This is a genomic window from Algoriphagus ratkowskyi (assembly GCF_002150505.1).
Taxonomy (GTDB): Bacteria; Bacteroidota; Bacteroidia; order Cytophagales; family Cyclobacteriaceae; genus Algoriphagus; species Algoriphagus ratkowskyi.
Window position 1 is genome coordinate 167047 of record NZ_MSSV01000003.1, and the last position, 14474, is coordinate 181520.

General features: G+C 38.4%; 15 protein-coding genes. 13 read left to right on the plus strand and 2 right to left on the minus strand.

The annotated features are described in order from the left end of the window. The first annotated feature begins 1 nt into the window (after nucleotide 1). From BVH02_RS04250 to BVH02_RS04275, 6 genes are all read left to right on the plus strand, one after another. On the plus strand, nucleotides 2-313 hold the full coding sequence (locus BVH02_RS04250) for a DUF721 domain-containing protein (protein WP_086499323.1): 312 nt from the start codon (nucleotides 2-4) through the stop codon (nucleotides 311-313). A 110-nt stretch (nucleotides 314-423) separates the two neighbouring features. Continuing rightward, the gene (locus BVH02_RS04255) at nucleotides 424-2502 is read left to right on the plus strand and encodes a SpoIIE family protein phosphatase (RefSeq protein ID WP_086499325.1); all 2079 of its coding nucleotides are present in this window, start codon (nucleotides 424-426) and stop codon (nucleotides 2500-2502) included. 3 nt (nucleotides 2503-2505) lie between these two features. Continuing rightward, nucleotides 2506-2838, plus strand: a complete 333-nt coding sequence (locus BVH02_RS04260) for an STAS domain-containing protein (protein WP_086499326.1) — start codon at nucleotides 2506-2508, stop codon at nucleotides 2836-2838. A gap of 1 nt (nucleotide 2839) precedes the next feature. Continuing rightward, the gene (locus BVH02_RS04265) at nucleotides 2840-3253 is read left to right on the plus strand and encodes an ATP-binding protein (RefSeq protein ID WP_086499328.1); all 414 of its coding nucleotides are present in this window, start codon (nucleotides 2840-2842) and stop codon (nucleotides 3251-3253) included. Nucleotides 3254-3340: 87 nt separating this feature from the next. Further along, on the plus strand, nucleotides 3341-5341 hold the full coding sequence (locus BVH02_RS04270) for a peptidylprolyl isomerase (protein ID WP_086499330.1): 2001 nt from the start codon (nucleotides 3341-3343) through the stop codon (nucleotides 5339-5341). A 55-nt stretch (nucleotides 5342-5396) separates the two neighbouring features. After that, nucleotides 5397-6761 carry a peptidylprolyl isomerase gene (locus BVH02_RS04275; RefSeq protein WP_086499332.1) on the plus strand — a complete coding sequence of 455 codons (1365 nt, stop codon included), beginning with the start codon at nucleotides 5397-5399 and terminating at the stop codon, nucleotides 6759-6761. Nucleotides 6762-6821: 60 nt separating this feature from the next. Here the strand turns inward: BVH02_RS04275 and BVH02_RS04280 are convergent, their stop codons facing one another. Together BVH02_RS04280 and BVH02_RS04285 are read right to left on the minus strand one after the other, a co-directional pair. After that, a complete protein-coding gene (locus tag BVH02_RS04280; RefSeq protein WP_086499333.1) occupies nucleotides 6822-7142 on the minus strand; it encodes a hypothetical protein in 321 nt (106 codons plus the stop codon). A 92-nt stretch (nucleotides 7143-7234) separates the two neighbouring features. Then, a complete protein-coding gene (locus BVH02_RS04285; RefSeq protein ID WP_086499899.1) occupies nucleotides 7235-9025 on the minus strand; it encodes an ABC transporter ATP-binding protein in 1791 nt (596 codons plus the stop codon). 146 nt (nucleotides 9026-9171) lie between these two features. Here BVH02_RS04285 and BVH02_RS04290 point away from each other — a divergent pair, with 146 nt between their 5' ends. From BVH02_RS04290 to coaE, 7 genes are all read left to right on the plus strand, one after another. Next, entirely contained in the window at nucleotides 9172-10272 is a 1101-nt protein-coding gene (locus BVH02_RS04290) for a Glu/Leu/Phe/Val dehydrogenase dimerization domain-containing protein (RefSeq protein WP_086499335.1), read from the plus strand. Nucleotides 10273-10387: 115 nt separating this feature from the next. Next, nucleotides 10388-11572, plus strand: a complete 1185-nt coding sequence (nusB, locus tag BVH02_RS04295) for a transcription antitermination factor NusB (protein ID WP_086499337.1) — start codon at nucleotides 10388-10390, stop codon at nucleotides 11570-11572. Between the two features lie 7 nt (nucleotides 11573-11579). Next, entirely contained in the window at nucleotides 11580-11882 is a 303-nt protein-coding gene (locus tag BVH02_RS04300; protein WP_086499339.1) for a YtxH domain-containing protein, read from the plus strand. Between the two features lie 5 nt (nucleotides 11883-11887). After that, nucleotides 11888-12430, plus strand: coding sequence for a DUF1573 domain-containing protein (locus tag BVH02_RS04305; RefSeq protein ID WP_086499341.1), 543 nt, complete (start codon nucleotides 11888-11890; stop codon nucleotides 12428-12430). 2 nt (nucleotides 12431-12432) lie between these two features. Beyond that, entirely contained in the window at nucleotides 12433-12750 is a 318-nt protein-coding gene (yajC, locus tag BVH02_RS04310) for a preprotein translocase subunit YajC (RefSeq protein ID WP_086499343.1), read from the plus strand. An 8-nt stretch (nucleotides 12751-12758) separates the two neighbouring features. Continuing rightward, nucleotides 12759-13724, plus strand: coding sequence for a YbbR-like domain-containing protein (locus BVH02_RS04315; protein WP_086499345.1), 966 nt, complete (start codon nucleotides 12759-12761; stop codon nucleotides 13722-13724). After that, nucleotides 13717-14322: a dephospho-CoA kinase gene (gene coaE, locus BVH02_RS04320; RefSeq protein WP_086499348.1), complete on the plus strand. Its 606-nt coding sequence runs from the start codon at nucleotides 13717-13719 to the stop codon at nucleotides 14320-14322. The genes BVH02_RS04315 and coaE overlap by 8 nt, the downstream gene beginning before the upstream one ends. The last annotated feature ends 152 nt before the right edge of the window (nucleotides 14323-14474 follow it).

Consider the following 14474-nt stretch of genomic DNA (forward strand, 5'->3'; position numbering starts at 1 on the left):
TATGAGCAACGACGGATATTTCAGCAGAAAGAGGGAAGTAGCGCCACTTGAGTCAGCTTTCAACGATCTGCTTAAGGCATACCGACTAGAGGGCAAATTCAGAGAAAAATCTTTAGTCCATGATTGGCCAGATTTAGTGGGTAAAACGATCGGAGACCGAACCACTTCAGTTTTTATACGAGATAAAAAACTGTTTGTCAAGCTAAGTTCGGGACCTGTAAAGAAGGAGTTGTTGATGAATAAAAGCAAAGTCCTTTCGCTAATTGTCGAGAAGTATGGAGCTGGAGTTATAGAGGATTTAGTTTGTTTGTGACAAAAACCAAGGGTCCTCAATTTTAGACTTTTTAACACCCACAGCCATCAGTTACTTATCCACTCCCATTATTTTTCAATTCGAATGAGTATTATTGTGGAAGCACATCCATGATCAAACTACCACCAATCCATATCGGAAAGCTAAGCTTGTTGCTCGCCATCCTGGTTTGGCTAGCCATGCTATTTGTGAATTTAGTGAGGCTTGTAGGAATACTCAACCAGATAGACTCTGGTTTTGCAATTGAGTTCAGCTGGGTACTCCAAATTTTATTTTTCCTGACCGTTTACGGCTTCTATAATTATTCCATTACTAAAAATTCACAAAGTGATTTCCTCAACCTTATATGGCGGGGAGCCTCCACAGGATTGTTTGCGGTAGCAGTCTATGTGATTATGGATTTATTTATTAGTTCGCTAGGTGATAGCAAACTGTCAAGAGATCCTTTTCTTGCAACATTTTTCTATCATATTCGCTTCGGATTACTTACTATTTTCTTGGTTTCCACATCGCTGTTATGGCAGCATCTTATACTTTATCAGAAAACAAAGCAAGTAGTAAAACAATGGCAGGCTTTCGAGATAGCTATGTTAGTTGGAATGTTTCTAGTTTTTTTTGGTGGAAAAGACACCGAATACCCTTTCTTTTTTGGTATGGCTCTTTTAGGAATCTTAGCTGTGATTCTTTCCACAAATCTGAAGTGGATTCCATACTTAACATTTAAAGAAAAGTGGAAATCTTTACTCTTTCTTGCCATCATTATCTCTACTGTTTGCTTCTTCCTTTGGTACACTTTTTCTGTTGAAAAAGATCGAATTTACCCAGTCAATCTAACGTGGAACTTATTCCTCATTTCTCTTTTCTGGTTTGTTTTAGTCTATGCAGTTCTCAGCTTTTTAGTAACACTCTTCAACCTTCCAACATCTTCAGTATTTGAGCAAAAGCTCACGGAAGCCATCAATTTTCAACGCCTCAGTCAATCTATTCAGCCAGAAGAGAACGAAGAGCAAGTATTGGATATCTTAATGGATTCCTGTATGAGTGCTGCTTATGCAGATGCAGCTTGGCTGGAAATGAACAGTGAGGATTTCCCAGAAGGCTTAACTCAGGAGCGGTTTATTGATGGAGACATGAGGGAGGAAATTTCTGATTTGATTAATGATCAGAAATCTGTACAAGCTTGGGCCTCTGAGAAACGTCCAGAAAACATCAGCCCGATTACGCTCAGACTGCATCACCCTAAATTCGAATCTGTACTCTTAGTCCCTTTAGTAATCAATAAGATCGTAATAGGCAAGATCGTGCTTTGCAAAGAAGTTAGAGATGGGTTTAACAAAGAGATGCTGAATATCATTAGCACATTTGCAAGGCAAGCCTGTATTGCAGTAGAGAATCATCGCTTGCTCAATCAAGCAATCCTTCACGAGCGGTATCAGGAGGAATTGAAAATTGCACAGCGCGTCCAGAAATCGCTTCTTCCTACCAAATTGGATCATAATCAATCCTTTGATATTTGTGCCTACTCAAATGCAGCAGATGAGGTGGGTGGGGATTATTACGATACCTATATGCTAGATGAAGATCGATATGTACTCATCATAGGTGATGTATCTGGCAAAGGGACTTCTGCTGCTTTTCACATGTCTCAGATGAAAGGGATTTTTCAAAGTCTTATCCAGCTGAACATCAGCCCATCAGACTTTATGATCAAAGCGAATGCAGCAGTAAGTAAATGTCTGGAAAGGAATCATTTCATTACAGCCTCGATTTTCATCATCAATACCGCACAACAAACCATCTGTCATTCACGTGCAGGTCATGTACCAACCCTTTTTCATCAGGTAAATGAACATAAATCTGCCTATTTAGAAATAGACGGGTTGGGTTTGGGTATTTTAAGAAACATGCAATACAAAAACCACGTTGTGGAAAAGACATTTACCTATAAACCAGGAGATGTACTAGTCCTATTCACAGATGGTATCGTAGAGGCGAAAAATGATACTTCAGATCAATTCGGCTATGACCGTATCAAAACCTTATTAGACCTCTATCACGACCTGAATCCGCAAGAAATTCAGTCTAAAATAATTGACTCTCTACATAATTTTGTAGGTGGCGAAAGATTAATAGATGATGACTATTCTATGATGGTAGTGAAATTTTCCCAGTCAACTATACAAATTTAAAAGATGCTTACGATAACAACTCAACAAGAAAATGGACATGACATATTGCTACTCAAAGGTGAAGTGGATGCAAGCAATTCTGTCATCTTGGATGAAGCGATCACAAAAGCTGTGAACGATGGGAGTAATTCTATCTTAGTAGATGGGGCAGGTCTAGAATATATTTCTTCGGCCGGTCTGGGGGTTTTTATGTCATATTTAGAAGATTTTCAGGAACAAGAAATTAACCTTAAAATCTATTCCCTTTCCGACCGCGTTTATGAAGTATTTAAGATTCTGGGTTTAGACCAATTGATGAAAATATATCCAGACAAAATAACAGCTTTGAATTCCTGAAATGAACCATCAGTTGAAAATATCTTGTCAAACCACTGCCCTCTCTGAGTTGCGTGTCTTTTTAAAAAAGACCCTTGCAAAATTGCAGTTGACTGACATCGACCAACTCCAGATCACATTGGCGGTGGAAGAGGTATGTGCAAATCTGATTATTCATTCACATCAATGCAACGCACTTGATTACATTCAACTTAAAGTCAAACAACATCCGGGAAAATTGATTTTCGAAATTTCCGATAAAGGCAAAGCGTTCAACATGCTAGATTATGAAGTTCCAGACCTCGATAAAGTGAAAGGAGAAAAGAGAAAAGGAGGTTTAGGCATAATTTTGGTGAAGAAGATTATGGATGAAATCGAATTTGAATCGAGCAAAGGCACAAATACCTGCCGCTTAATCAAATGGTTCCACTCCTAATTCTTGTTAAATGCTTAGTATTCGGGACATTTGACTTTAAATCCTAATAAATTTGTAAAATTGCATTCCAATTCTGCCATTTCATACATGACAAACCGAACCATTTCGGCACTTCTATTTACCATCCTCCTAGCATTTGAGTTTTCCATCCCCGCGATGGCTTTTGTTCAAACATCGGGACAGGACGACCCTTTATTGACTTTAGGAACTAAGCCTGTGAATAAGGATGAGTTAATTTATTTACTTTCTAAGGGAAGTAAGTCTGAACCTGGCACTCCCGGGATGTCCAGAGAAGAGTTTAATGAAAATGTCAACCTCTTCATCAATTACAAACTAAAAGTACATGAGGCAGAAGCGCAAGGGCTTGATCTATCTGAGGAATTTCGTAGAGAGTTCGAATCCTTCCGAGAGAACCTTAAAGCTCCATTTCTTATCCGAAATTCTTTGGAAGAAGGTGAGTTAAGAAAAGCCTATTCCAGAATGCAGGAGATTATACGCGCCAGCCATATTCTCCTTCAATTCCCCCCTAATTCCAGTACTGAAGATAGTCTTTCTGTTTTAAGAATGGCCCTGAAAATCGAAGAAGACATTAAAGCTGGTGGTAGTATAAATGAATTAGCTGTAACCTATTCAGATGATCCATCAGCACAAGTCAACAAAGGAGATCTAGGATATTTTACAGCACTTCAAATGGTTCAGCCTTTTGAAGATGCAGCATTCGCTCTTCAGCCTGGGCAAGTATCAGATCCAGTCCTTACCAATTTCGGTTATCATATTATAAATGTAAAAGATCGTCAACCTAATCCTGGGCAGGTGCGTGTTTCACATATACTAATTCGCATTAATGAAAGTGAGGCAAACGGAGAAGATCTCGCTAAGCGCAAAGTCGCAGATATTTACACAGAGATTCAGAAAGAAAGTACCATATGGGAGGACATAGTAAAAAATTACTCTGAAGACCCAGCAAGTAGTCTAAAAGGAGGAATGTTGCCTTGGTTTACTGTTGGATCGATGATTCCTGAATTTGAAATGGCGGCGTTTTCCCTGACAGAAATAGGTGAAGTATCTCCACCTATTCAAACTCGCTATGGTTATCATATTTTGAGATTGGAGGAAAAAAGACCCATAGAAAGTTTTGAATTAATGGAGGAGAATATCCGATCCAGTATTTTAAGAGACTCTCGCTCTACCATGATTCAGTCCCAAGTGATGGCAATCCAGAAGTCTCGATACAATTTCGATGAAAATGAGACAAATGTTGCGAAATTGAAAGCTGAATTAAATACAACTACCAAGGCTGGATTTGCTCAGGTCTTGACTTCAAAAGATTTAAATAGTGACCAACTTTTTACCCTTCTTGGAAAAAGCTATGTCGTTCAGGATCTAGCTGACTATATGGCTGAAGAGGAAATCAACCTTAGAAGTAAGGCTGGAACATTTGACGCATGGTATGAGCGTTTTATGGCTGCCGAGCTAAACAAAGCAGAAGAAGCTGATTTGGCAGCAAACAACAAAGAGTATCGTATGTTGCTGAAAGAATACCGTGATGGCATTTTGCTTTTCTCACTCATGAATGAAGAGGTATGGCAAAAAGGCTTAATGGATTCGGTGGCTCAAAAGGTTTATTTCGAGAAAAATATTCAGAACTACCAGTGGAAAAACAGAGTAAATGCTGCTATCATCAAAGTTCTTGACATGACTCAGTTAAGTGCGGCACGAGCATTACTTGAAGGCAAGCCTCTTTCGGATGAGCTGATAACTTCCTTTGAAAATAGCTATCAAACTAGTAATTCCTTGGTTTTTCAAACTGAATCTGGCAATTTTGAGTATAGCGATAACCCAGTTTTATCCAAGGCAGATATCAATAAAAGCTATCAAGAATTGGAAGTAAACGGGCATTTGCACATTGTACTCATTGGAGAAAAAACCAAAGCCGGACCAAAGAAATTTGAAGAAACAAGAGGTTTTGTCATTCGAGATTATCAGGAATATTTGGATAAAACCCTAGTGGAATCTCTTAGAAAAAAGTATCCTGTAAAAATTAACCCTAAAGTTAAAGAGGAAACTTTCATTGCTTTGAATCAATAATAATTCACAAAAGAAAACCTTCTACTCAGTAGTTGTTAATGAAGGATAAATACCCATGAAATTACTAAACCGATTTACATTTACTCTTATCTCCAGCTTGCTGATCACCGCATCATATGCTCAAGAAACCCCGCCAACGGGCCAAGTTCTTGATAAAATCGTGGCAAAGGTGGACAATTACATCCTACTAGAATCCGATGTGCAAAAAGCGTACATGGAAGCTTTAGCTCAATATCAGCAAGGTCAAGTGAGTCCTTCTCGCTGTGAGGTTTTTGAATCCTTGATGATTAATAAATTGATGGTCGCAAAAGCAGAAGTAGATTCGATTATGGTCACTGATGCAGAAGTTATGCTTCAGACAGACCAACGTTTCAATATGGTCATGCAGCAATTTGGAGGAGATGAAACCACACTGGTAGAGGCTTATGGCAAAACCTCTGATCAGCTTAAAGCAGAAATTGAAGACGTCATAAGAGAGCAATTAATTGTGACACGTATGAGAGGCCAGATTACCGAAGGTTTGACAGTTTCTCCAAATGACGTGCGTCAGTTCTACAATAGTATTCCTAGAGATTCCTTGCCTTTATTTACCTCAGAAGCTACAGTAGGCCAAATCGTCATAAAACCTAAAGTAAATCCTCAAACTAAGCAGAATCTATATGATCAGCTCCTGCAGTTCAAAAAGGATGTAGGCGAAGGCAATTCGGATTTTGCAGTTCTAGCTAGAAAATATTCTGAAGACCCTGGGTCAGCTGTAAATGGTGGAGATCTTGGTTTTTCTTCCAAAGGCCAAATGGTGCCGCAATATGAAAGTGCCGCGTTGGGATTAAAACAAGGAGAGATCTCTGATCCAGTAGAAAGTGATTATGGATTCCACATGATTCAACTATTAGAAATCAAAGGAAATACCTACAACACAAGACACATCCTTATGTCCCCAAAAGCTACAGAAGATGATGTGAAGCAATCCGTACGATTCCTTGATAGCTTGAGAACAGAGATAGTTGCAGGAAGATTGGATTTTGCCAAAGCTGCCAAAGACTTCTCGGACGATAGAGGTACTTCAGATAATGGCGGTTTCTTCACAGACCCTTCAACTAATTCTAGCCGTCTATCTTTACGAACGCTTGAAGATCCTTTACTATTCTTTATGATAGATACCATGAAGGTTGGCGATATCACTCTACCAATGGAGTTTGATGATCCTAGAGAAGGAAAGAAGGTTCGAATGCTTTATTACAAGGCGAAATACCCAGCTCATAGAGCTAACATGGAAGATGATTATGAAAAGCTAAAAGCAGCCACACTTCGCAAAAAAGAGGAAGAAATACTAAGTAAATGGTTTATTACAGCCAAAGAGGATATATTCATTGACCTCGATCCTGCATATGATCGATGTAATGCACTGGCAGGAAAGTAACAAAAAATGCCCGAGAGAAATCTCGGGCATTTTTTGTTACTAGAAAGACATTTGATTCTGCTATTTTTTCTTCGCAAATAGTGCTTGAAAAGCTAACGCGATTTGTTTCAAACCATCTTTGAATAAACCTTTAGATTCCTGGAAATTTGGTTTAAAATCATCCGTACGCTCTTTAAATTCCTTCTCCAAGATTTCCTTGCCTTTTTTAAACTCCGCCTCAAGCGTTGTCTTATTATCTTTCAAGTCCTTAATTTTCTTTTCGATTTCATCCTTCGCATCCATTCCCGCATCAGCACCCTTTTTGACCAGCTCTTCGATTTTATCACCGATTTCCTTAAGTACTTTTTCAATATCTTGAGTAGTAGATTTCTTTTCGGTCATGACTGAAATTATTTAGATGAAATGTTATGCCTTAAGTTAAATACTTTTTCTTGAATGCCACTTTTCTCAAACAAAAAATGAATTAGAAAACTCTAATTATCAATTGATTCTCCTGCCTGCGTCTGCTTTTCATATAACTCAGCATAAACTCCTTTCTGTTTCATTAAGGATATATGATTTCCTCTTTCAATGACTTTTCCATCATCCAAAACAATAATCTGATCAGCTAGCTTTGCAGAGGATACTCTATGGGATATTATAATCGAGGTGCGGTTTTGCATGATATTCTTAAGCGCAGTCAAAATAACATTCTCAGTTTTAGTATCAACTGCCGAAAGGCAATCATCCAGAATAAGAATCTTTGGTTCCTTAGCGATAGCTCGTGCAATAGATACTCGCTGCTTCTGCCCACCAGACAGTGTTATTCCACGCTCTCCGAGCATGGTTTCAAACCCTTTCGGAAAATCCACAATATTCTGATAAACGTCGGCATCTTTTGCCGCTTGTTCAATGATCTCAGGATCTGATTCTTTTAATCCGAATGCAATATTATTCCCAATGCTATCTGAAAACAAGAAAACATCCTGAGGCACATACCCTATTTGTCTGCGAAGATCGGATATAGAGAACGCATCAATCGATTTCCCATCAATTTTGATCACACCGCTAGTAGGGTCATACATCCGCATCAATAAATTTGCGATGGTAGATTTTCCTGAACCAGTGGTACCTATAATCCCTAGCGTCTGCCCTTCTTTAATCTGAAAACTAACTTCTTTTAATGCGTGAATACCCGAATCCGGATAAACAAAAGACACATTCTCTACATCAACCGTTCCACGGATATCTGCTTTGATTTCTTCGGTACTCAGAATGTCATTCTTCTCATCCAAAAATTCATTAATCCTAGTCTGTGAAGCTGCTGCACGTTGAACAATACTCGTTACCCATCCTAGGGAAGTCACTGGCCAAGTGAGTATGTTAACGTATAATATAAATTCTGCTATTACTCCATATCCTATCTCTCCACTGATCACTTGCAAGCCACCTACGTACACAGTAATAATCGTAGATATTCCTACCAATCCCATTATAATAGGAAAAAACAGCGAATTAACTTTTGTTAAGCGTATAGATTTGACTTTGTAATCCTCACTAGCTGTAGCAAAATCATTTGCACTGTCACTCTCTCTGACGAAAGCCTTGAGCACTCGAATCCCCGAAAATGCTTCTTGAACAAAAGTGCTCAATTCACTTAAGCTCCGCTGAATTTTCTCAGAGCGTTCATTGATCATATTATTCACATAATAAATGCTCAATGAAAGTACTGGAAGTGGCAGAAGGGCATAAAACGTCAACATGGGATTGACGGTGATCATATAAGTAATCACCAATGGAAAAAGAATCAGTAGATTCAAGCCATACATAATTGCTGGCCCGAGATACATTCTCACGCGACTAACATCTTCAGTGATTCTAGCCATCAAATCTCCAGTACTATTCCTCCTATAAAAGCTTAAAGGAAGATTTTGGTAGTGGTCAAAAATCTCATTCTTAATGTCGTACTCCACTTTCCTGGACATGATGATTAGCGTCTGCCGAATGAAAAACAAGAAAATCCCCCTCAGCAAAGCCATGACAAGAATCAAGCAACCAAAGACCACAACGAATTTTAAAAATATATTCTGTGCCTGATCACCCATACCGCCCTGTGCTAAAGGCCTATAAATCGATAAACTTTCAACCACATAATCTATTGCAAGTCGCACTAATTGCGCAGGAATAATCACGAAAATATTTGAGATAACAGTAAATACTATCCCCAAAAGGATCAAGCCCTTGTATTTGTACAAATACTTGTTGAGTCGCCAAAGTGGTTTCACCAAATAAAAATTTTAATATGTAGAAATTAGATTAGTAAAACGGGGTACATTAATGCTTTGAAGGCCAATAAAAGTATTTAATTTTGTATCGGCTATTATTAGCAAGGAGTACCCAAATATAACACATTCTAAAAAGCTAAGTTCACATGTTAGAGATTAAAGCAACCGAAACAGTACGTGAGGGTTCAATCTTTGGCCAAATCACCACGATGGATCACGAACAATTAGTGATCTGTCATGATGAAGCAACCGGCCTAAAGGCATTGATCGGAATTCACAACACCACCCTGGGCCCTGCATTGGGAGGTACCCGAATGTGGCCCTATGCTTCTGAAGAAGAAGCTATCACAGATGTTCTTCGCTTATCCAGGGGGATGACATTTAAAAATGCACTAGCCGGACTTAACCTCGGCGGTGGAAAAGCGGTGATTTTGGGTGATCCAAAATTAAAAAATGAAGCTTACCTCAGACGTTTCGGGAGATTTGTTCAAAGTCTCGGAGGCAGGTACATTACTGCAGAGGATGTCAACATGAACACTTCGGACATGGAATTTATTGGATTGGAAACACGTCACGTAACCGGCCTTCCTGAGGTCAAGGGTGGCGGTGGAGATCCTTCACCAGTCACAGCTTACGGCGTTTACATGGGCATGAAAGCTGCTGCAAAGAAAGCTTTTGGTTTAGAATCTTTGGAAGGAAAAAGAATCGGCGTACAAGGAGTGGGTCAGGTAGGCAAATACTTGATCGAGCACTTGGTGAAAGAAGGCGCAATCGTATTTGTCACTGATATTTTTGAAGATAAAGTTAAGGCTGTCGCAAAAGCAACTGGTGCACAGGTAGTAGACCCTAATACTATTTACGATATGGAGATGGACATCTACTCTCCATGTGCATTAGGCGCAACAATCAACGACCAAACGATCGATCGTCTGAAATGTGCTGTCATCGCAGGTGGTGCCAACAATCAATTGAAAGACGAAACTAAACATGGTCGTATGCTAATGGAAAAAGGAATAGTCTACGCACCTGACTTCTTGATCAATGCCGGAGGCGTAATCAACGTTGGTGCTGAGTACTTTGGTGGCTACAATAGAGATACCGTTTACAAGCAAACTGAGAAAATCTACGATACCTGTCTAGGTATTTTGAATAAATCTGAAGAGGAAAACATCCCAGCTCAGCAAGCTGCCATCGAGACAGCAAAAGCAAGAATTGAAGCTATTGGAAGAGTGAAGCTTTCTTTCTAGTAAACTAAATATCAGCATCAAAACCACCGGGAATGCCTTCCGGTGGTTTTTTTGTCTAAACCAACTAGGTGATAGGCACGTCAAATTCCCTATATTTGCAACTCATTTCGAAGACATGCTAAACAGAAGAATACTAAGAGTAAAAGCTTTTCAAAACTTATATGCATACGAGCAATGCAAAGGATCAAATCTCAATATTTCGAAAGATTTTATCAAATTATCTTTTGCGCCGGACTTGAATAGTATGGAAGTACAGGATAAAACTGCACTTAGCAAGGAGGCTGAGGTGGCGATTAAGCTTTTAGACCAAAATCTTATCTCTAGAGATGTGCTTAAGTCAAGTGATGCCAGTCCAAAAGTAAAGCAGGTTGTGTTGGAAGCTCTGAAAAAATTTCATGATTCCAACGAGAAAGACCATGAGTTTCTTTTAAAAAATATGGTAGTGTCTGCCGAGCGAATTCCCCAGTTGTATTTACTGGCTATCGAGCTTCTACAAGCTTTTGCAAAACATGTAGAAAAAGAAATTGAAAAGAAGAAAAGACTTGCCGGGAACAACCCAGTGGCATTCGGGAATGAGCTTAATCTCCCAAACAACCAAGTACTTAATTCACTTCGCGAGTCGGACTCATACAGAGCAGCTATAGCGCGAAACAATGTGAATCTAAATGATATAGAGCTGGAAATCAAAGAATGGTTTAGAGATTATATTAAGCCATCTGAACAATATCAGGCCTACCTTCAAATAGAAAATCCTACAGTAGAGCAGGATTTCGACTTAGTTGATGCTTTGTTGAAAAAAGTCATTTTCAAGAATGAAGTAACCTTAAACTTCTTCTCAGAAAAAGACTTAAACTGGACAGAAGACAAATCTGTAGTAAGAAGCTTAGCTTCTAAAGTATTGAAGAATGCAGCAAATCTCAATGAAGAAAATGAGAGCCAAATGCCTGAGATTGCGATGAACTGGGATGAGGATAAGGAGTTTTTTCAAAATATCTTTAACTTCACCATCGAGAATGACGCCAGTAGTAAAGCTCTTATCTCACAGAAAACTAAAAATTGGGATATTGACAGACTAGCTTTTACTGATAAAGTGATTATATCGATGGCTATTGCGGAAATGAAAAATTTCCCAAGTATACCTGTTAAAGTGAGTATAAACGAGTATATAGATATCTCTAAAACATACAGCACACCGAAAAGCAAGGAATTTGTTAATGGTTTGTTAGATGTTATGGCAAAAGAGTTAACCGAAAACGGAGAAATCCGTAAGAGCGGTAGAGGACTATTAGACAATAAATAAAATAACTATGAACAAGAGCAGTAATACACTCATCGCATTCCTAATAGGTGCAGGCGCGGGCGCAGCACTTGGGGTACTTTTTGCACCTGATGCAGGCACCAATACTCGAGATAGACTTTCATTTAAACTCTCTAAATACAAGACAGAACTCGAAGAATTGATCGACGATCTAATGGATGGTAAAGAGATGCACCTTAACGAAGCAAAGACTGAAGGTAAACGCGTTATCTCCGAAGCAAAAAATAAAGCAGAGAATTTACTCAGCGATGTCAACAAATTAATAGATCAAATCAACCAAGGAAACAATTAATCGATATGAAAATCAACGTAATGAAAATGGCGGTATTTTCCGTCATGCTTGCACTAGTAACTTCATGTGACCAAAAAAGTGATCAAGATTCCAAAATTCAGGCACTTGAAGATAAAATAGCACAGTTAGAAAATAACAACTCAGTGGCAACTCCAGTGAATGTACAAGCTGCTCAGTCGGCTGATCCTTCCACTTTAGGTTCTTTCGAATTTGCAGCAACGGAATATGACTTTGGAACCATCAAAGAAGGAGAAGTAATCGAGCATCTTTTCAAATTCACTAATAACGGCCAAGCTCCTTTAGTAATCTCTAACATTACCGCTTCTTGTGGTTGCACTAGTCCTGACTGGACTAAATCACCAGTAAAGCCAGGCGAAGAAGGATTTGTGAAAGTAGTATTTAACTCTGCAGCAAAATCAGGCGCACAGGCTCCTACAGTAAGTATTCAAGCCAATACTAATCCTAATGTTAGTAGACTCCAAATGAGAGGAACTGTAACCCCTAAAGCTGCAGGAGCAGCGGCGCCGGTAGGACCTATTAAACGATAATTATGATTTCTACAGTATTAGCACAAGCTGCCGCAGGTGGCAGCGGGATTTTAGGACAAGTTTTCCTATTTGGTTCTATCATCTTGATTATGTATTTCTTCATGATCAGACCTCAGCAAAAGAAACAAAAGGAAAGCAAGAAATTTATTGAGGAAATTAAAAGAGGAGATGAAGTCGTTACCATTGGTGGATTGCACGGAAAAGTAAGCTCAGTAGAAGGAGACAAAGTTATACTTGAACTCGACAGAAGTTTTAAAGTTACTGTTGAAAAGTCCGCTATCTCTCTAGATTTCTCAAAGAAAACTGAAACTAAAAAATAATTTGAATTTTGCCGGAAAATAAAAAATCCACAAAAAGGATTTCTCCTAAAAAACTCTCTAATCTAAAAGTGGTAGTTCTATGCATCGCAGCAGCTACCACTTTTTGGATTTTAAACGCCCTGAATAAGGACGATTATAATACTATTGTCGATTTCCCAGTTGAAATAATTTACGACCAAACTCAGTTCGTAGCAGTTTCTAGTGTACCAAAAACTTTAGAGATTGAAATCTCTGGAAATGGCTGGGATCTTCTTCGGAAATATTTCAATTTCAATAACACCGCTTACCCTATTGAGCTAAGTAATCCACCTTCCAAAAACTACATCTTAACTAACGATCTGAAAAGATCCTTGGGGGAATTTCTTTCTCCTACTCAACTTGTCTCGGTCCTCCAAGACTCTTTGAAATTCAACATTAATGAAATAAAGTCTATCAAAGTAACCCCAGTCCTTGATTCCACCAGTTTCTCAATGGCTAAGAACTTTAGAATTATAGATCAAATAACTTTTAATCCTGCGACAATAACACTGATAGGTCCAAGTTCAATTCTAGACAGCCTGAAGGGAAACTTTATAATTTCTCTTGACGAAAATCGAATTAATAAGTCTATCACTAAAGTAATAACTCTTAAAGCTCCAGAGGAATTAGGGGGTTTAGTAGAAATAGAGCAGGAAAAAATTTCTGTGAAATTTGAGGTGATCGAATTTTTGGAAGGAAACAAGAGACTTAAAATTAAAAAATTAAATTTCCCTAACACCGTTTCTTTAGTGGACGAAGATGTTGCTATAAAGATATCATATCTCGTGGATGAGCGAAAATCATCTGAATTAAAAGAGTTAGAATTCGAAGCAATTTTGGATTATTCAAAAAGAAATAGAGAAGACAGTACGATTACCGTACAAGTGAAACCAATGCCAGTTTTTCTCGAACAAGTTGTAGCTGAACCAGCAATCCTTAAGCTAAAATATGAGTAATCATATGCCAATTTTAGTAGGTATCACTGGTGGTATTGGATCAGGAAAATCCACTGTGGCTAAGATTTTTTCTTTGCTTTCCATTCCTGTTTATTTTGCAGATCATCGCGCCAAATGGTTGATGTCACATGATGAATCCTTAAAAATTGAGATTATAAATGCTTTTGGTGCCTTATCTTATGATTCTGAGGGAAGCTTGGATAGAACATTTCTGGCAAATACAGTTTTCTCAGACCCCGAAAAAATCAAAACCATAAACTCACTCGTACATCCGGCGGTTGGGAAAGACTTTTTAGCTTGGGCTTCACAGCAAACCACACCTTACGTACTAAAGGAAGCAGCCTTGATCTTTGAAAGTGGAGGCAATCAGGCTTTAGATTTTGTGATAAATGTGAGTTCCCCGTTAAAAGTACGTATTGGTAGAATCCTTATGAGAGATTCTTTCCGCTCTGAAGAACAAGTGAATCAAATCATCAATCAGCAACTTCCAGATGAGCAGAAAAATGAATTAGCCGATTTTGTGATTAAGAATACAGACAATAAATTATTGATTCCACAGGTTCTAGAAATACATCAAAAGCTAATTTCTAAACAATAAGTATTTTTTTAAGGATTATTTCTAATTCAGATAGTAGATGGATAAGGAGTGAATAGTAGATCTCTTTAGCGTGATTTAATCTAAATACATTTACTACTCTACTGAGATTATGTCATGTATTTCAACTATTAAGCTTGCTTTAGGAAACAACA

Bases quoted from the DNA above. Each gene is read 5' to 3' on its own strand.
- BVH02_RS04255 (WP_086499325.1), top strand. From the start codon at position 424: ATGATCAAACTACCACCAATCCATATCGGAAAGCTAAGCTTGTTGCTC.
- BVH02_RS04300 (WP_086499339.1), top strand. From the start codon at position 11,580: ATGAACAAGAGCAGTAATACACTCATCGCATTCCTAATAGGTGCAGGC.
- coaE (WP_086499348.1), top strand. From the start codon at position 13,717: ATGAGTAATCATATGCCAATTTTAGTAGGTATCACTGGTGGTATTGGA.
- yajC (WP_086499343.1), top strand. From the start codon at position 12,433: ATGATTTCTACAGTATTAGCACAAGCTGCCGCAGGTGGCAGCGGGATT.
- BVH02_RS04260 (WP_086499326.1), top strand. From the start codon at position 2,506: ATGCTTACGATAACAACTCAACAAGAAAATGGACATGACATATTGCTA.
- BVH02_RS04280 (WP_086499333.1), bottom strand. From the start codon at position 7,142: ATGACCGAAAAGAAATCTACTACTCAAGATATTGAAAAAGTACTTAAG.
- BVH02_RS04290 (WP_086499335.1), top strand. From the start codon at position 9,172: ATGTTAGAGATTAAAGCAACCGAAACAGTACGTGAGGGTTCAATCTTT.
- BVH02_RS04275 (WP_086499332.1), top strand. From the start codon at position 5,397: ATGAAATTACTAAACCGATTTACATTTACTCTTATCTCCAGCTTGCTG.
- BVH02_RS04270 (WP_086499330.1), top strand. From the start codon at position 3,341: ATGACAAACCGAACCATTTCGGCACTTCTATTTACCATCCTCCTAGCA.
- BVH02_RS04265 (WP_086499328.1), top strand. From the start codon at position 2,840: ATGAACCATCAGTTGAAAATATCTTGTCAAACCACTGCCCTCTCTGAG.
- BVH02_RS04250 (WP_086499323.1), top strand. From the start codon at position 2: ATGAGCAACGACGGATATTTCAGCAGAAAGAGGGAAGTAGCGCCACTT.
- nusB (WP_086499337.1), top strand. From the start codon at position 10,388: ATGCTAAACAGAAGAATACTAAGAGTAAAAGCTTTTCAAAACTTATAT.
- BVH02_RS04305 (WP_086499341.1), top strand. From the start codon at position 11,888: ATGAAAATCAACGTAATGAAAATGGCGGTATTTTCCGTCATGCTTGCA.